At 42.4% G+C, this 16,042-nt stretch carries 19 protein-coding genes; 8 read left to right on the top strand and 11 right to left on the bottom strand.

All coding sequences use genetic code 11. The features are described from left to right. Positions 1–39 precede the first annotated feature (39 nt). Positions 40–1,254 (top strand): pyridoxal phosphate-dependent aminotransferase, encoded by a 1,215-nt coding sequence (locus CAG58_RS08660; protein WP_004395561.1) that lies wholly within the window; start codon positions 40–42, stop codon positions 1,252–1,254. A 63-nt stretch (positions 1,255–1,317) separates the two neighbouring features. Here the strand turns inward: CAG58_RS08660 and CAG58_RS08655 are convergent, their stop codons facing one another. The 5 genes from CAG58_RS08655 to CAG58_RS08635 all read right to left on the bottom strand — a co-directional run bounded on the left by CAG58_RS08655 (position 1,318) and on the right by CAG58_RS08635 (position 5,183). Next, a complete protein-coding gene (locus CAG58_RS08655; protein WP_161426711.1) occupies positions 1,318–1,767 on the bottom strand; it encodes a PTS sugar transporter subunit IIA in 450 nt (149 codons plus the stop codon). After that, on the bottom strand, positions 1,764–3,020 hold the full coding sequence (locus CAG58_RS08650; RefSeq protein WP_072668521.1) for a PTS ascorbate transporter subunit IIC: 1,257 nt from the start codon (positions 3,018–3,020) through the stop codon (positions 1,764–1,766). The genes CAG58_RS08655 and CAG58_RS08650 overlap by 4 nt, the downstream gene beginning before the upstream one ends. A gap of 13 nt (positions 3,021–3,033) precedes the next feature. Beyond that, a complete protein-coding gene (locus CAG58_RS08645) occupies positions 3,034–3,303 on the bottom strand; it encodes a PTS sugar transporter subunit IIB (RefSeq protein WP_004395565.1) in 270 nt (89 codons plus the stop codon). Positions 3,304–3,558: 255 nt separating this feature from the next. Then, positions 3,559–4,029: a hypothetical protein gene (locus CAG58_RS08640; RefSeq protein WP_172465326.1), complete on the bottom strand. Its 471-nt coding sequence runs from the start codon at positions 4,027–4,029 to the stop codon at positions 3,559–3,561. Between the two features lie 254 nt (positions 4,030–4,283). After that, a complete protein-coding gene (locus tag CAG58_RS08635; RefSeq protein WP_202598235.1) occupies positions 4,284–5,183 on the bottom strand; it encodes a LysR family transcriptional regulator in 900 nt (299 codons plus the stop codon). A 109-nt stretch (positions 5,184–5,292) separates the two neighbouring features. On the opposite strand from CAG58_RS08635, the gene accD reads away from it, so the two are divergent. After that, positions 5,293–6,159: an acetyl-CoA carboxylase, carboxyltransferase subunit beta gene (gene accD / locus CAG58_RS08630; RefSeq protein WP_161425159.1), complete on the top strand. Its 867-nt coding sequence runs from the start codon at positions 5,293–5,295 to the stop codon at positions 6,157–6,159. A 105-nt stretch (positions 6,160–6,264) separates the two neighbouring features. Here accD and CAG58_RS08625 read toward each other — a convergent pair whose 3' ends face one another. The 3 genes from CAG58_RS08625 to CAG58_RS08620 form a co-directional block, all read right to left on the bottom strand. Beyond that, positions 6,265–7,146 carry a DMT family transporter gene (locus CAG58_RS08625; protein WP_161429622.1) on the bottom strand — a complete coding sequence of 294 codons (882 nt, stop codon included), beginning with the start codon at positions 7,144–7,146 and terminating at the stop codon, positions 6,265–6,267. A gap of 62 nt (positions 7,147–7,208) precedes the next feature. After that, positions 7,209–7,331 (bottom strand): RidA family protein, encoded by a 123-nt coding sequence (locus CAG58_RS16915; protein ID WP_237665990.1) that lies wholly within the window; start codon positions 7,329–7,331, stop codon positions 7,209–7,211. Then, complete coding sequence (locus tag CAG58_RS08620) at positions 7,332–7,631, bottom strand: RidA family protein (RefSeq protein WP_237665989.1); 300 nt, start codon at positions 7,629–7,631, stop codon at positions 7,332–7,334. A gap of 94 nt (positions 7,632–7,725) precedes the next feature. Here CAG58_RS08620 and soxR point away from each other — a divergent pair, with 94 nt between their 5' ends. The 4 genes from soxR (at position 7,726) to CAG58_RS08600 (ending at position 11,767) form a co-directional block, all read left to right on the top strand. Then, complete coding sequence (gene soxR, locus CAG58_RS08615; RefSeq protein ID WP_161429624.1) at positions 7,726–8,169, top strand: redox-sensitive transcriptional activator SoxR; 444 nt, start codon at positions 7,726–7,728, stop codon at positions 8,167–8,169. Between the two features lie 297 nt (positions 8,170–8,466). Continuing rightward, complete coding sequence (gene trpS, locus CAG58_RS08610; RefSeq protein ID WP_161429625.1) at positions 8,467–9,489, top strand: tryptophan--tRNA ligase; 1,023 nt, start codon at positions 8,467–8,469, stop codon at positions 9,487–9,489. A gap of 271 nt (positions 9,490–9,760) precedes the next feature. Beyond that, positions 9,761–10,345: a 5'-deoxynucleotidase gene (yfbR, locus tag CAG58_RS08605; RefSeq protein WP_161425253.1), complete on the top strand. Its 585-nt coding sequence runs from the start codon at positions 9,761–9,763 to the stop codon at positions 10,343–10,345. A gap of 96 nt (positions 10,346–10,441) precedes the next feature. Beyond that, on the top strand, positions 10,442–11,767 hold the full coding sequence (locus tag CAG58_RS08600; RefSeq protein WP_110167911.1) for an anti-phage deoxyguanosine triphosphatase: 1,326 nt from the start codon (positions 10,442–10,444) through the stop codon (positions 11,765–11,767). Positions 11,768–11,778: 11 nt separating this feature from the next. On the opposite strand, the gene CAG58_RS08595 is transcribed toward CAG58_RS08600, so the two are convergent. Continuing rightward, entirely contained in the window at positions 11,779–12,390 is a 612-nt protein-coding gene (locus tag CAG58_RS08595; RefSeq protein WP_004395573.1) for a tRNA-uridine aminocarboxypropyltransferase, read from the bottom strand. Between the two features lie 3 nt (positions 12,391–12,393). On the opposite strand from CAG58_RS08595, the gene rrtA reads away from it, so the two are divergent. Continuing rightward, positions 12,394–12,963: a rhombosortase gene (gene rrtA, locus CAG58_RS08590; protein WP_443084096.1), complete on the top strand. Its 570-nt coding sequence runs from the start codon at positions 12,394–12,396 to the stop codon at positions 12,961–12,963. A gap of 20 nt (positions 12,964–12,983) precedes the next feature. Here rrtA and sohB read toward each other — a convergent pair whose 3' ends face one another. Then, positions 12,984–14,045: a protease SohB gene (gene sohB, locus CAG58_RS08585; RefSeq protein ID WP_161425251.1), complete on the bottom strand. Its 1,062-nt coding sequence runs from the start codon at positions 14,043–14,045 to the stop codon at positions 12,984–12,986. A 135-nt stretch (positions 14,046–14,180) separates the two neighbouring features. Between sohB and CAG58_RS08580 the strand changes: the two genes are divergently transcribed. Then, positions 14,181–14,921, top strand: a complete 741-nt coding sequence (locus tag CAG58_RS08580; protein WP_161425250.1) for a YciK family oxidoreductase — start codon at positions 14,181–14,183, stop codon at positions 14,919–14,921. Between the two features lie 90 nt (positions 14,922–15,011). Here the strand turns inward: CAG58_RS08580 and CAG58_RS08575 are convergent, their stop codons facing one another. After that, a complete protein-coding gene (locus CAG58_RS08575) occupies positions 15,012–15,953 on the bottom strand; it encodes a chemotaxis protein CheV (RefSeq protein WP_040904416.1) in 942 nt (313 codons plus the stop codon). Positions 15,954–16,042 lie beyond the last annotated feature (89 nt).

The raw sequence follows: 16,042 nt of genomic DNA, 5'->3' as shown, positions 1-16,042 counted from the left end.
GTTTAATAAAGTTTTTTAATAATTTTCAGGAATTTTACAATGCAAAATATCGGGATGTCGTCAAAACTCGATAATGTCTGCTACGACATTCGAGGTCCAGTACTCAAACATGCTAAACGCATGGAAGAAGAAGGGCATAAAATACTAAAGCTCAATATCGGCAACCCGGCCCCGTTTGGTTTCGATGCCCCAGATGAAATTTTAGTTGATGTGATCCGCAACCTCCCTACTTCCCAAGGTTATTGTGATTCAAAAGGGATCTACTCCGCTCGTAAAGCGGTGGTTCAGTATTACCAAAAACGCGGCATTCGCAGCCTCGATGTCGAAGATGTCTACATTGGTAATGGCGCGTCTGAACTGATCGTCATGTCAATGCAAGCGTTACTCAACAACGGCGATGAAATGCTAGTCCCAGCTCCAGATTATCCATTATGGACCGCTGCGGTGGCTCTCTCTGGCGGCACGGCAGTGCATTATCTGTGTGATGAACAAGCCGATTGGTATCCGGATCTGGATGATATTAGAAAGAAAATCACCCCTAAAACTCGTGGCATTGTTCTGATTAACCCCAACAACCCGACCGGCGCAGTGTACAGCCGAGACTTCTTGCTGGAAGTGATTGAGATTGCTCGTCAACATAAGTTGATGATTTTTGCTGATGAGATTTACGATAAAGTTCTCTACGATGGTGCCGTGCACACTTCAGTCGCCACCCTAACCGAAGATGTATTAGTGGTGACGTTCAACGGCTTATCAAAAGCTTATCGCGTATGTGGTTTTCGTGGCGGCTGGATGTTCTTAACCGGTCCTAAGCATCAAGCCGAAGGCTATATCGCCGGCCTTGATATGCTCGCCTCCATGCGTTTATGCGCTAACGTGCCGATGCAGCATGCGATTCAAACCGCCCTTGGTGGTTATCAAAGTATTAATGAGCTTATCTTACCTGGTGGCCGTTTGTTGGAGCAGCGCGATCGCGCTTGGGAACTGATCAACCAAATCCCTGGTGTCTCGTGTGTGAAACCCAAAGGGGCGATGTACTTATTCCCGAAAATTGATACCAAAAAATACAGTATCAAAGACGATCAAAAAATGATTTTAGACTTCTTGATCCAAGAAAAAGTACTATTGGTGCAAGGCACTGGCTTTAACTGGCCAAAGCCGGATCATTTCCGCATCGTAACCTTACCGCACGTTGAGGATTTGGAAGTCGCCATCGGCCGCTTCGAACGTTTTTTAAGTACTTATAGTCAGTAGATCTTATTTAAATAGCAGCCCTCAAGTTATTGAGGGCTTATTTGATGCCATATTTATAAAAAGTTAATATTTCTTCAGAATCTTCACAATATCATCTTTGCTTTCTGCAGAAATGATTGCATTTATGTCATCATCATTTTGGAATAATTCAGATAAAGCGACAATGGTTTGAATATGACTGTCTGAATCTACTGCTGCCAGAGTTACTGATAAATAAACATCGCCATTATCTTCCGATTCTAGATCTACGCCGTGTTTAAATATCGTTACTTGTAAGCCAGCTTCATTAACCCCATCTTCTGGTCGAGCATGCGGCATGGCAATTTTAGGTGCCAGCACATAATATGCACCAATTTCTTGATGTTTTTCTTTGATCGCATCTAGATAGCTTTTATTCACTTTACCTTGAGCGATGAGTGTCGAACAGGCGAGTTCTAATGCAGCGTCAACAGTTAAGTTTTTTTCGTTTGAAATAACAATTCCATTGTCGCCAATTAAATTAAAAATACTCATGAGACAATCCATCCAAGAATCAAACCTACAACACCGAAATCGAAGTCTGCAAACGTTGTTGCTTCAAGACCCAAACCACCCAGTACAGGTAACAGCATCATCGGCAGGAACGAAATACATAAACCCTGTGTAAATGAACCAAGGATTGCACCACGCAAGCCTCCCATTGCATTGCCGTATACGCCTGCTGCACCGCCGACAAAGAAATGAGGTACTACACCTGCAACAATGATTGTCCAGTCAAGTGCACCCTGTACTGCCATTGCGACAAGGCCAGCAGCAAATGAGGACAAGAAACCAATTAATACCGCATTAGGCGCTACGGGAAATACCATTGGACAATCGAGAGCAGGACGAGCACCCGGTACTAACTTATCGGAAATGCCTTTAAATGCTGGTACTATTTCAGCAATAAGCATCTTCACACCTTGCAGTACGATATAAACACCACCAGCAAATATTAGCGATTGAATAAAAGTAAATACTATCCAGTGTTGACCACCTGAAACGATTTCTACGAATTCACCACCAGCAAAAATCGAAGAAATCATAAAAAATAGTGACATAGTTACCGCAACAGCTACGGGAGTATCACGTAAAAACATTAAACTTTTAGGAACATTCAAGTCTTCTGTTGACCTTGATTTGTCGCCAAACTTAGAGCCAATAAAACCAGCGATAATATAAGAGAATGTCGAGAAATGGCCCATAGCAAGCTGATCAGTATTCATGACCTTCTCTGTATACTTCTGTACCAGTGCTGGCATAATTACCATTAACGACCCAACAATAACTGAACCGATTGCTACCAATAATGCGCCTTTGATTTCCGCAGTAGATAGGATGACCGCAACCAACATTGACATAAACATGGTGTGGTGACCGGTTAGGAAAATAAACTTTAATGGTGTAAAGCGTGCTAACAAAATGTTCACCATGAAAGCAAAGAACATAATCAATGCCATTTCATAACCAAAAGCTTCTTGTGCTAGAGCCACAATCGCCTCGTTATTTGGAATAACACCACTTACACCAAACGCTTCAATAAAAACGGTTGAAAAGTTATTGAGAGCACCCACAAGAGCACCAGCACCAAAACCTAAAATCAAAAAACCCATTACGGTTTTTATTGTCCCTTTTAGGATGGTCGAAATATCAGACTTTTGTGCCACTAAGCCGATAAAGGCAATAAGACCGACCATGATCGCTGGCTCTTTTAACAAGCCAAGCATAAATTCAAAGAAATTTTCCATCGTTCATAATTCCTTATATGAATTTTTTTAATTGTTCTTCGATTGAATTTTTATCGAAAATATTTGCTAGGCTTACTATATTTTCTTTACCTTGATCTTTTAATTGATTAGCAATATCCGTTGCTGCTACCCAAATATCTGCTTTGCTTGATGAGGCAGAAGATAAATCTTCATGATCGATCTCTGCATCTAGACTCATTTTAGCGACGACCTCTTTCACTGCCATTTCCATCATTAATGATGTGCCAAGGCCATTACCACATACAACCATAATTTTTTTCATAATATTATTTCTCTGTAGAGTTAATTAAGAATATTTTTTCATTCCCATTACTGGATGAAAAAATAATAACCAAATGACAAAAAAATAAAATGACAATCATCACAAAGTCAGATTGACTTCGTGACGCAGATCACTAAATAACAAAGTATTTTATTGATAAAACTCGACACGAAATATCAACATAAAATATGTGATCGAGAGCTAGTGATTTTTTATGGATAGGGTAAAGCCCCTAAATAGTACGATAAGATGCGACTATTTACCGTAATCAGAAAGCATCTTTTTGAGTAAGCTATTAACATCTTTAGTTTTTTTGCTTCGCTTAGTTAAAGCAGTTAATGATGTGGGTAATTTAACGGGTTGCTGTGATGGATCCAGTGATTCATCACTATCTCGAAGTTTTTGTACCGCAGCCATGATCATACGCACTTGCTCGCCTGCGCTGTTTTCGAGAACCACAATATTCTCAGACTCAACTTGCACAATCGTGAGAGTGCCGTGTTTTACCGATTCAATTTTTTCACCCACCATTGAAGATTGAGGGGGAACTGAACGATCAAAAACTTGACCATTGCGCAACTTAGCAGCTGTAATTGACCGAATATTTCCTGTATTTTCAAAAGCGACAATGACTGTATGGGTATTGTAGTATTCAACAACAACAACATAGCCATGCTTTTTAGTTTCAAATCTTGCACCGACTTGCATATCATGGGGTGCATCCATTTTTTTAATTAACATCCTAAATTCCTAATACTACCTTTACCACTTTCGTATCGAGACAAAGAAGTGGCTCGCTCAAAGTATATATGCTCTACAGCTTGAGAGAAACGATTAGGTTCTATTGATAGTCATTTAGCCTCGTTAATGAGAATGCAAAAGTAAGATAATGCCATAGCGGCTCCTAATTGTGCCCACTTTTTAGTTCCGCAGCATCTTTGCTGGTTGAGAAATTGAATTTATGGATCCTTGTAGACCTCTCAAGCAACGAGACTGGCGTGATATTTTAGATGTTCAATGAAGATCGGAATTTTTTTCGCTAAATGCCGGCGGGAAGCATAAAAAGCATACAGCACGAGATCGTCAGGCTGATATTCCATCTCGATGACCTCTAACATGCCAGCTTGTATCTCTGCTTGGCAAAATGCCCTAGGTAATATCGCAAAACCTAAACCAGAAATAGCCGCTGTTTTTGCAAGATGTCCGCTGTTGACCTTAAACGAAGACGCTACTTTTTGCGTAATCAACTGACCTTTAGCATTTTTAAATATCCACGGGTTGCCATGCAATACAGTAAAACTATTGATACAGGGAACCTGTTTCAAATCGGCAAGCTGAAAAGGTCTGGGAAAACGTTGTAGGATTTTGGGGGAGGCCACCACAGCACTTGGCCAGCGTTGAATTTCCCTAGCTACCCAACTATTGTCTTCAAGTTTTCCCCGCTGAAAACTTAGCACAATATCAAAACCGTCCAATAAATCCTCTTTCGGATTGATACTGGTATCGCAACATAATGAAACTGACGGATACTGGTTACAAAAAGAAACCACGGCCTCGGCTAAAGCTGGCGAATCTGGCATTAAAATCTTCAATTCTCCCACAACGGCATGAGAATGCTGAGCGACCTCTTCAAGAGCCTGATTAAGCTTGTCCAACAATGGCTGCGTATACAAATAAAGATGCTCTCCAGCATCTGTTGAAGCAATTCGGCGTGTGGTTCTGGTAAATAATCGAGTATCTAATCGCTCCTCTAATAACGCAATATGACGGCTGATGTTGGATGTCGGTAACCCTAGAAATTCTGCAGCCCGTTTAAAGCTGTTGTGTTCATAAACACAGTGAAAACTGGTTAACCACTGCGGATCAATCTTATCAAACATCGCACTTAGTCCCATAAAGTGGGATTGTAAAACCAATAATCAACACTTTATTACCAGAAATAGGCTTATACAATACCCTTCACTAAAGTTAACTGGATTAAAGTTTCCCATGAGCTGGTTAGAAAGACTGTTAGACAAGAAGAATAGAATTGGTAATCGCAAGTCATCCATTCCCGAGGGAATATGGACGAAATGCCCTGCTTGCGAACAGATCTTATACCGGATTGCACTGGAGGAAAATTTGGCGGTGTGTCCCAAATGTGATCACCATATGAGAATGACTGCCCGTCAACGTTTGGATCATTTTTTGGATAGTGAAGATCGGATTGAAATTGGCAGTGAATATGAACCTAAAGATGTGCTCAATTTTAAAGATCTACAACGCTACAAAACACGCCTTGCTCTCGCTCAGAAAAATACCGGAGAAAAAGATGCACTAGTGGTAATGAAAGGGAAACTAATGGGTTTACCTATTGTTGCCTGTGCCTTCGAATTCTCTTTTATGGCTGGCTCAATGGGCTCTGTGGTGGGAGCACGTTTCGTGCGGGCAGTTGACACAGCGATTGATAACCAGTGTGGATTGGTGTGTTTTTCTGCTTGTGGTGGCGCTCGAATGCAAGAGTCACTCACCGCTTTGATGCAAATGGCCAAAACCAGCGCGGCTCTCAGACAACTAGTCATGGCTAAATTACCCTATATCTCTGTCCTAACCGATCAAACTTATGGTGGTGTCTCTGCAAGCTTAGCGATGCTAGGTGATATTAATATTGGCGAACCAAAAGCAAGAATCGGGTTTGCTGGGCGCCGAGTGATAGAGCAAACCGTTCGCGAAAAATTACCCGAAAATTTTCAGCAAAGTGAGTTTCTCTTAGCACATGGCGCTCTAGATATGATTGTCGATAGACGTGATATGCGCCAAAGAGTCGGCAGCTTAATTGCAAAGATGACCAAGACGACAATAGCTGTGGATCAATAACAATAGGGTTTTAATTATATAAGAGCTACATTGTCATGGTTCATTATTAGCGCTCAGTCTACCTCTCTGATTATGATCTATGTCTTCTGTCCTTAATCACTTCGACTACGCTTTCTGTCCATACTTTACAGCCATTTGGTTCATTAGAAGAGCCGATAAAATAATCCCAAGAGCCAGCCATGATGTAGTCTGGATAGTATCATTAGCGATCAGCGCAGAGATTAATACACCTACTACGGGCACAAGATAATTGGTCATCGAAGTAAAAACAGCGCCTGCGTTCTTGATACTCATCATATAAAGGTAATAAACCACTCCCGCACACATGACACCAAGATAGATGACAGCAGCAAAGGCACTCAGAGAGGGCGGTTTTTGTGTCAATGTCATCGTTGTGGTAAGAGAAATTATAATTAATTGAATACTCGCCATAAAAAGAACATTTCTTGCCACTATTAGTGGATGTTCTTCTTTAACTCGGTTAAGTAGGAGCAAGGCAACAGCAAAGCATACCGCAGCAAATAATACTGCAATGACGCTAATGAGACTAAGTCTTGAAGATGTTGACATTAAATCTGGGTAAAAAAGGACAACTAAACCACTAAACCCAACGATGACACTTAGCAGATTGCCTTTACTGATCCTTGCATTCTTTATAAACACAGGAGCAAGAAGCAGTGTATAAAAAGGCAGTGTACCCATTAATATCGCTGTTACTGAACTGCTCAACTCTTTTTGAGCAAAAGGTATAAGAATGAAAGGAATCGTTGCTTCAAGTAAACCAATAACAGTATAAAGTCGCCACTGTTTACTATCACCACTAATTCGCATGACCCGGCAGATAATAAACAAGGTGATTACACCGAATATTGCACGCAATGTACCTATCCATACTGGATTGAATGCCTCTAATGCATTCTCTTGAAAAATAAATTGTGATCCCCAAATCAGCCCAATGGCGAGTAGAGTTAAGTAGTTTTTAAACATAATAAAATACCAATGCATTTAATAAGCTTGCTAGTGTCAAAAAAGTGATCTTGAATATAGTGCTACAGTCGAGCTGACTTAAATGCAATGGCATCAACCTCAATTAACATACCATCAAGGGCTAACTTAGGTACTGGAATTAAAGTACTTGCGGGCAACGTATCTGACGACCAGCGTTTTTGCATCTATTTACTCCAAATATTCAGCTTTTCACTATCATGATCAACGATAAGAACAGTGATCTTTAGAACATCATCAAAACTAAGCTCATGGGAAGTAAGTGCAATTTCTAGGTTTGATAATAAAGTGCAAGCCTGATAACGAAAATCACTACTAAGCTTATGTTCAATACCTTCACCACCACTTTGGCCCGAAATGTAAACTAGCTCTCCTTTGCTTGGTGCCTTTACTGTATGACAAAAACCAAATGGTGTTGGATTAAAAATCTCTGGTGGATTATGGAAGACTGGCTTTAGTTTTAGCATAACAATGACCTTTTATACGTTGAATTCAAAAGTAAGCAGGAGTATAAAAGCTCAAGTTAACTTGAAGTAAAGCGATAATTTAACAAAAGTTGAAATGACTGTGAGCAGAAATGATTATCTAACTATTGGACGACTAGCCGAACGTAGTGGTGTAGCCGCATCGGCTTTACGTTTTTATGAAGCTAAAGGTTTAATTGCTTCCTTTCGAACCAATGGTAATCAACGCCGTTATTTACCTTCGATGCTACGTAGAATTGCACTCGTTCAAGTCGCTCAATCTGTAGGGTTTACATTAGAAGAAATAGCAAAAGAGTTAAGCACCTTACCAATGAATCAAGCGGCCACAAAGCAAGATTGGGAGAGAGTTGCAAATAAATGGCAGCAAGACCTCGACCATAAAATAGCAAAAATCCAATCATTAAAAGACAATCTTTCAGGATGTATCGGGTGTGGCTGCTTGAGTATGAAGAAATGTCACCTAATTAATCCAGAAGACAACCTGAATCAGCAAAGACAAGGAGCGCAGAGCATTATTTGATCATACATTAGGTAGCCCACTATGTTTATTAAAGCGTTTCAATTTCCCTCTCTGATAACTGTGTTTTAGCTAAGTTTATCAATAAGAAATCGCTTCTCTATAAAGTTGATTTTCAAAAGAATTGTTGATAAGTTGCAAAAATGAAAAACATTTCCAAACCTTCATCATTATTTTTCTGGTGGCGCTCTATTTAGAGCGGCACGGAATTTTTACATTCTTAAGCTGCTGGAAGGTAGCTAAGACTGTAATTTCTCTTGTATCTCCAGTAGCAATCTATTTTTACTAGGAGATCTATCAATGAATACAACTCAATACACTGAAAAATCGGAAGTAATTTTAACTGGCGATAGAGCTACTGGCCCATTGCACTTGGGGCATTATGTCGGCTCTTTAAAACAACGGGTCGCTTTACAAGATATTCACGAGCAAACTGTTCTTGTTGCTGATATGCAAGGTCTTACAGACAATGCTCACAATCCGAACAAAGTATCATCTAATATTCTGAATGTTGTCGCGGATTATCTTGCCGTTGGTATCGACCCCTGTAAAACGACAATTTGCCTTCAATCACAACTTCCTGCTCTTGCTGAATTGACTATGTACTACAGCAATCTTGTGACAATCAGTCGATTAGAGAGAAACCCAACGGTCAAAAGTGAAATACAAAGCAAAGGCTTTGAACGATCAATTCCTGCAGGCTTTTTAACCTACCCTATATCTCAAGCAGCTGATATTACTGGCTTTAACGCAACATTGGTTCCAGTTGGGGATGACCAGTTGCCAATGCTTGAACAAACTAATGAGATCGTTAGAAAGATTAATTTATTAGCAGGACGAATCGTTTTGAACGAGTGTAGGCCCTTGTTAAGCAATGCATCACGTTTACCTAGCACAGATGGTAAAAATAAGATGTCTAAAACAATGGGAAATACCATTAATCTTGGCGCGACTGAAAAAGAGATCTCCGCAGCAGTGAAATCTATGTATACCGACCCTAACCACCTCAGAATCCAAGATCCTGGTACTATTAAAGGCAATATTGTATTTACGTACCTCGATGCGTTTCACCCCGATCAAAACTATATCAACCAGCTAAAAGATCATTATCAACGTGGTGGGCTCGGAGATGGCACGACAAAAAAAGTATTAGAGGAATGTTTACAAGATATGCTCAGACCAATAAGGACAAGAAGAGCTGAATTTTTAAGTGATAAAGCTCAATTAATTGATATATTGGCGAAAGGTAGCCAAGTATCTAGAGAAAAGACGGAAAAAGTACTTTTTATTGTAAAAGATATCTTTGGACTAAATATTTTCTGAATAACTTAACGTTTTATCTATGCATCCTGTGATATGACCAATCTATCGAGCAAACTTTTACGCCGCGCTAGGCTAACCTTTGGTGAGAGCCATCAATGGCTCTCATATCACCATAAACATAAAAACACGTTACCCTGGTGAACGAATGTCACTCTACTCACTGCCGCTGCAAGTTTGTCGCGGCAAAGTGGTAACTTCAAGTCATAGAGAGATAACGTTATACTCAGTTGACGAGATCCATCAATCCCATTAAGCAAGGATGTCTATTGCTATGAAAGAGAGCCACTTTTTTGCTCACCTCGCACGGATGAAATTAATTCAACGCTGGCCGCTGATGCGTTCTATCTCTAAAGAAAACGTTTCTGAACACAGCCTGCAAGTCGCGTTTGTTGCTCACGCGCTGGCTGTGATAAAAAACAAAAAATTTGCTGGGCAGCTCAACCCTGAGCGTATCGCGTTATTGGCCATGTATCACGACAGTAGTGAAGTGTTAACGGGCGATTTGCCCACACCCGTTAAATACTTTAACCCTGATATTGCTAAAGAGTATAAAAAAATCGAAGCCGCCGCTGAACAGCGTCTACTAGCCATGTTACCGGAAGAGTTTCAAGACGATTTCAAGCCTTTTTTACTCACTGAAGCGGCGCACAGTGAAGATGCCGCCATCGTCAAACAAGCCGACAGTTTGTGCGCGTACCTTAAATGTTTGGAAGAACTGAGTGCAGGCAACCATGAATACGCCCTCGCCAAAAAACGCTTGGATGTCACCCTAAAAGAGCGTCAGACCCCAGAAATGGTCTACTTTCTGCAAACTTTTGCTCCAAGCTTTGAATTAACACTCGACGAAATAAGCTAATCTACCTATAGCTAAACAACTTATGTACCCAAACAACTTGGAGTTGCAGGTAGAAAGGGTATCAGTTTTATAAACATCCTTTAGGAGTCGCTCAGTATGCAGATCACCCTTCCAGCAGAATGGCACGCGCGTAATGATGATGAACATAAGATTCGCCGTGATGATCATCGCAGCCCTTTTCAGCGCGACCGAGCGCGGATCCTCCACTCGGCGGCTTTTCGGCGTTTACAAGCCAAAACTCAAGTTCATGGCACCTACTTAAATGATTTTCACCGCACGCGTTTAACCCATTCTTTAGAAGCCGCGCAAATTGGTACTGGTATTGTGGCTCAGCTGAAACTTAAACAACCGGAATTTCGTAGTCTGTTACCTTCTGACAGTTTGATTGATGCGTTATGCCTTGCTCACGATATTGGCCATCCGCCTTATGGGCATGGCGGTGAAGTGGCGCTCAATTATATGATGCGTGAGCATGGTGGGTTTGAAGGCAATGCGCAGACGTTTCGGATTGTCACCAGTTTAGAGCCTTATACAGAGCATCATGGGATGAATCTGTCACGTCGTACTCTGCTTGGGCTATTAAAATATCCCGCACTATTAAGTCAGACTCGCGCTGAGAAAATTCCTGAAGCCGTGCCCCACCAGCGACAACTAAAAGCCAAAGCTTGGTCTCCGGCTAAGGGCATTTATGACGGTGATCAGATAGGGTTTGAGTGGGTTCTCTCACCGCTGAGTGAACAAGATAGGCAACAACTGAGTGAAATGCGCGACCAAGTCAGCGCCCCTTATCAGCATAAGAAAACCCGTTTTAAATCGATAGATTGCTCGATTATGGAGCTTGCCGATGACATTGCTTACGGAGTGCATGATTTAGAAGATGCGATTGTGCTTGGTTTAGTCACCAAAGCGCAGTGGCAGCAAGCAGCGGAAATCCCACTGCTTAACAGTGGCGACGCTTGGTTTGCAGAGCATGCTCATACGCTCACTGACATGCTCTTTTCCGGCCAGCATCATATTCGTAAAGATGCGATAGGCGGCATGGTCAACGCGCTATTAACCAGTATCAGCATTCATCCGGTCGATCATCCATTTGCAAGCCCATTGCTGGCGTTTAATGCTTATCTACAGCCAGCGATGGCCGATGCGTTGGAAGTCTTAAAGTCATTTGTCAGCCAATATGTCATTCAAGTGCCACAAGTTCAGCGTTTTGAATATAAAGGCCAACAAATTATTATGGATTTATTTGAAGCGCTGGCCGCCGACCCTGAACGTTTATTGCCTCATGGAACACAAGAAAAATGGCAAAGCGCAGAGCAGCACCTCGGTGGTGGGATGCGGGTGATTTGTGACTATATTGCCGCCATGACCGACGGCTATGCACAACGGATGCATCAAGAGCTGTTTTCCGCCCATAGCTTGTGAGTTCGGCGTTTTTATTGATCTTGAAGATAGTGCTTAGCAAAAATCTCTGGCGGCATGTGCTGAATCTGGGTATCGATCATCTGTGAAAACACCGTCAGTAGTGGTGAATAATCCTGCTCTGGTTGCGCCAACTGCAATAGGTGGTAACCCGCTTCAACGGTCGATAAGCTATTTTCACTGGGCGCTTTACGAATCCGGTAATTACCTTCGAGATCCGTGGGCAAATGCAAACAAGGTAGCGGATGTAAATTGGTCGATAGCTGCCACATTTTATACGCTTTCTTCCAAGTGCCATCGAGTAAAATGACCCGCAGTTTGTGAGGCCGACCAGACCATGGCTTACTCGAAGCGCAGATAGATTGCTGGCTAGGATACAGCACCATATGCTGCACCTCTTCCTCAGCCAATAGACGATTAAGCTCGGGGTGTGTCGTGAAATCCTCGCCGATCAATAAACGGCTGTTAGGGAGCGATAACGCTAAAATGCGCGCCGTCCCAAGTGGGCGATTCTGCTCAGTTGGGTGCTGGAGTATGATAAGCTCAATGGCTGACTCTAACCGCACGATAGCTGAACAAAAACAAACTTTATGAGCTTTACCACATTGAGAACAATATCGAGACATAGCGTGAATATCTACCTAGGGTTAATTTTGCTGAGCTTAGCCTGTTTGGGCTTGCAATTCCCGCCTTTTTCCGAGCTCAGCGCTTGGCAACTAACGTCGATTGAGCAGGGACAGTGGTGGCGGATCCTAACAGGAAATTTCACCCATACCAACTTTGCCCATTTAGGGATGAACCTCGCCGGTCTCTGGGTTATCGTCTTTTTATTTATGCCTAGCATTAAGTCATTATTCTTCGCCTTAAGTATGCTGAGTTTATCGGTCGGGATAAGTATTTTTTTTAGCGACATGACACTGTATGTTGGCCTGTCTGGCGTACTGCACGGTTTATTTGCTTACTTTGCTCTACTAGAGTGGTTACATGGCCGCCGCAGTAGCTTATGGCTAGTGCTTGGCGTCATCGCTAAAGTCGCTTGGGAGCAGTGGTTCGGGGCATCCATGATGACCGCTGAATTGATTCAAGCCCGAGTCGCCACCGAAGCCCATTTAGCAGGCACCCTAGGTGGACTGACGTTAGGTTTGATTCAGTTTCTGCTGATAAAAAAACGCCGCAACTTAAGTCGCGGCGCGGATTAGAAAACCAAGTTCTCTTTATATTACATCAAAGGACGCTGCCCACGGCTGAGCAATTTCAGCAGTACCGCATCCGCTGCTTGACTGGCCGTTCCGGCGAGCTTATCGGCGAGTTTTTTCTTACGCACATAACGCACCGCAAGAACGATCTTTTCTTTGCATGCGTTGACGATCAAATCATCTGACGTGGCAATCTCATCCACTAAGCCTAATGCTTTAGCTTGACTGCCAAACCAATGCTCACCAGTGGCAACTTTGTCTAGATCAAGTGCTGGGCGGTGGTCACGGATAAAGTCTTTAAACAAACCATGGGTTTCTTCCAGCTCTTGCTTAAATTTCTCACGGGCTTTATCGGTGTTTTCACCAAACATCGTCAAAGTTCGTTTGTATTCGCCAGCAGTAAGCTGTTCAAATTCAATATCATTGCGTTTAAGTAATTTATGAAAATTAGGGATTTGAGCGATAACTCCGATTGAACCGACAATTGCGAACGGCGCAGCAACAATTTTATCGGCGATACACGCCATCATATAACCGCCACTGGCAGCCACTTTATCGACGGAAATCGTCAAAGGAAGCTGAGCGGCTTTGAGGCGATCAAGCTGTGATGAGGCCAGTCCATAACCATGTACCATGCCACCACCGGTTTCTAACCGAACCAGCACTTCATCGCCTGGTTGAGCCACGGCCAAAATTGCGGTCACTTCTTCACGTAATGAACTGACTTCTTTGGCGTCAATACTGCCATGAAAATCGAGCACGAATAGATGCGGCTCGCGTTTAGAGTCTAGCTCACCCTCTTTCTCTGCCTGTTTGAGTGCTTTTTGCTTGGCTTTTTTCTGTTCTTTTTCCGTTTTCTTCTCTGCTTTATCGCGTGCTTTCAAAAACGCTTCATCATGCAGATAAGATTCTAAACGCTCTACGGTTGCTTTATGTTGCTCGGTTAAGTCGGTGATTTCTAGCTCGCCTTTATTGGCGCCTGATTTACCACTACCCGATTTTATCATCACCAAGATCACGACTAACGCCACCAACACAGTGACAATCTTAGCTAGAAACAGCCCGTAATCTAATAAAAATTCCAAAGTGCTCATCCTCTTTAATACGAATTGGTGTATTGTAACCACCTTGTCACAAAGACTTAAAGTAAAACCTCATCTCGGACGGTTGAACTGCCAAAGTTGGATTAGATTCGAGATTATAACCAAAAGGAATCTGACGTGAATTACTCTGTTGCTGTTGATGCTTTACAAGATAAGGTTATTTTAGTCACCGGTGCCAGTGATGGTATCGGCAAACAAGCGGCTCTCACTTATGCAGCTCATGGCGCAACGGTCATTTTGCTCGGCCGCAGCACAGAAAAACTGCAACAAACCTACGCTGAAATTGTTAGTGCTGGATACCCTGAAGCCCGAGTGATCGCCTTAGATATGCAAAAGGCCAGCAGATACGATTACCAAACCTTGATCCACGATATAGAGCAGCTATGTGGTCAACTGGATGGTTTATTGCATAGCGCTGGGTTATTAGGCGAAATCAGCCCCTTTGAAGCGATTACCGAACACACTTATGATCAGGTGATGCAAGTCAATGTCAAAGCTCAATTATTGCTTACTCAAGCCGCTTTACCTTTGATTAAGCGCTCGCCACAAGGTCGAATCGTATTTACCAGTTCGACGGTGGGTCACAGTGGCCGTTCAGGTTGGGCCAGCTATTCTATTTCAAAATTTGCTACTGAAGGGATGATGCAGATCCTCGCCGATGAGCTACGTGATACCCCATTACGAGTCAACGCGATTAATCCTGGTGGAACACGCACCGCCATGCGCGCCAAGGCGTATCCACAAGAAGATGCTAACCGCTTGAAAACACCGCAAGAGATCATGCCGCTTTATCTCTATTTAATGGCCAGAGAGAGCCAACACGTGCATGGCCAATGTATTGACGCACAACCGAAATAATCTACTTCAAACACATTCATTCGGAAAATAGAAACCCCGTCGCTAATTCGATATCAACGACGGGGTTTTTAGTCATTCATTATGCGCTGATCACAAGGTATCACGTAATCGGTCTTGTACCGCTTGCACCAGTAAATCAGGCTGGAATTTAGAGATGAATTTATCACAACCGACCTTTTGTACCATCGCCTCATTAAAGCTACCACTGAGTGAGGTATTCAGCGTAATGTACAAACTCGCCATGCGCGGGTCGTTACGCACTTCATAAGTAAGCTTATAACCATCCATTTCTGGCATTTCGGCATCGGTGATCATCATCAACAGCTCTTGATTGATATCTTTACCTTCATCACACCATGATTTTAGTAGCTTCAAGGCTTCTAAACCATCCCAACACTCGATAATATTTAAGCCAAGTTGAGATAAAGTATCTTTAATTTGCTTACGGGCGGTGGAAGAGTCGTCAACAATCAAAATGTTACGCCCAACCATTTCACCTAATATGTCATGATCTAACACATGTTCAGAAATCGATACATCATAGTCGATAATTTCAGCGAGCACTTTTTCTACGTCAATCACTTCAACAATATGGTTTTGATTTTGCTCTTTAATGTGCGTAATCGCGGTCAGGTAGTTTGAACGCCCAACCGACTTTGGTGGTGGCTGAATCTCGGTCCATGCGGTATTAATGATATTGCGTACCTGACCAACCAAAAAACCCTGCACGGTACGGTTGTATTCGGTAATGATTAAGTTGTGCTCTTGATTGTCCAGCTTGGTTTCAGGAAAACCAATCGCTCGACGAAGATCAATGATCGGAACCGCAACACCTCGTAGAGAAGCAACCCCCATAATGTTCGGATGAGAACCGGGCATTTTAGTCGTTGGCGGTACCTTGATTACTTCACGTACCTTAAATACGTTGATCGCAAAAATCTGTCGACTATTTAAACTAAACAGCAACAGTTCTAGGCGGTTCTCTCCCACCAAATTGGTACGCTGATCGACCGTATTTAAGATACTCGACATAGAAAATCCCGCTAATAGAAAAGCACCATCGTTTACAGTATATACCTAAATTTCTGTGAGGCACTTGGGTAGATCATTAATTTAGGCGA

Origin of the sequence: Vibrio sp. V31_P5A7T61, assembly GCF_009904895.1 — a bacterium.
In the GTDB taxonomy this organism is placed as follows: domain Bacteria; phylum Pseudomonadota; class Gammaproteobacteria; order Enterobacterales; family Vibrionaceae; genus Vibrio; species Vibrio metschnikovii.
The sequence above is the reverse complement of the archived record's forward strand: the minus strand, read 5'-3'. Positions and strand labels throughout refer to the sequence as shown.

Coding starts and splice junctions, on each gene's coding strand:
- CAG58_RS08660 (WP_004395561.1), top strand. CDS start 40: ATGCAAAATATCGGGATGTCGTCAAAACTCGATAATGTCTGCTACGAC.
- CAG58_RS08655 (WP_161426711.1), bottom strand. CDS start 1,767: ATGAGTATTTTTAATTTAATTGGCGACAATGGAATTGTTATTTCAAAC.
- CAG58_RS08650 (WP_072668521.1), bottom strand. CDS start 3,020: ATGGAAAATTTCTTTGAATTTATGCTTGGCTTGTTAAAAGAGCCAGCG.
- CAG58_RS08645 (WP_004395565.1), bottom strand. CDS start 3,303: ATGAAAAAAATTATGGTTGTATGTGGTAATGGCCTTGGCACATCATTA.
- CAG58_RS08640 (WP_172465326.1), bottom strand. CDS start 4,029: ATGGATGCACCCCATGATATGCAAGTCGGTGCAAGATTTGAAACTAAA.
- CAG58_RS08635 (WP_202598235.1), bottom strand. CDS start 5,183: ATGTTTGATAAGATTGATCCGCAGTGGTTAACCAGTTTTCACTGTGTT.
- accD (WP_161425159.1), top strand. CDS start 5,293: ATGAGCTGGTTAGAAAGACTGTTAGACAAGAAGAATAGAATTGGTAAT.
- CAG58_RS08625 (WP_161429622.1), bottom strand. CDS start 7,146: ATGTTTAAAAACTACTTAACTCTACTCGCCATTGGGCTGATTTGGGGA.
- CAG58_RS16915 (WP_237665990.1), bottom strand. CDS start 7,331: ATGCAAAAACGCTGGTCGTCAGATACGTTGCCCGCAAGTACTTTAATT.
- CAG58_RS08620 (WP_237665989.1), bottom strand. CDS start 7,631: ATGCTAAAACTAAAGCCAGTCTTCCATAATCCACCAGAGATTTTTAAT.
- soxR (WP_161429624.1), top strand. CDS start 7,726: ATGACTGTGAGCAGAAATGATTATCTAACTATTGGACGACTAGCCGAA.
- trpS (WP_161429625.1), top strand. CDS start 8,467: ATGAATACAACTCAATACACTGAAAAATCGGAAGTAATTTTAACTGGC.
- yfbR (WP_161425253.1), top strand. CDS start 9,761: ATGAAAGAGAGCCACTTTTTTGCTCACCTCGCACGGATGAAATTAATT.
- CAG58_RS08600 (WP_110167911.1), top strand. CDS start 10,442: ATGCAGATCACCCTTCCAGCAGAATGGCACGCGCGTAATGATGATGAA.
- CAG58_RS08595 (WP_004395573.1), bottom strand. CDS start 12,390: ATGTCTCGATATTGTTCTCAATGTGGTAAAGCTCATAAAGTTTGTTTT.
- CAG58_RS08575 (WP_040904416.1), bottom strand. CDS start 15,953: ATGTCGAGTATCTTAAATACGGTCGATCAGCGTACCAATTTGGTGGGA.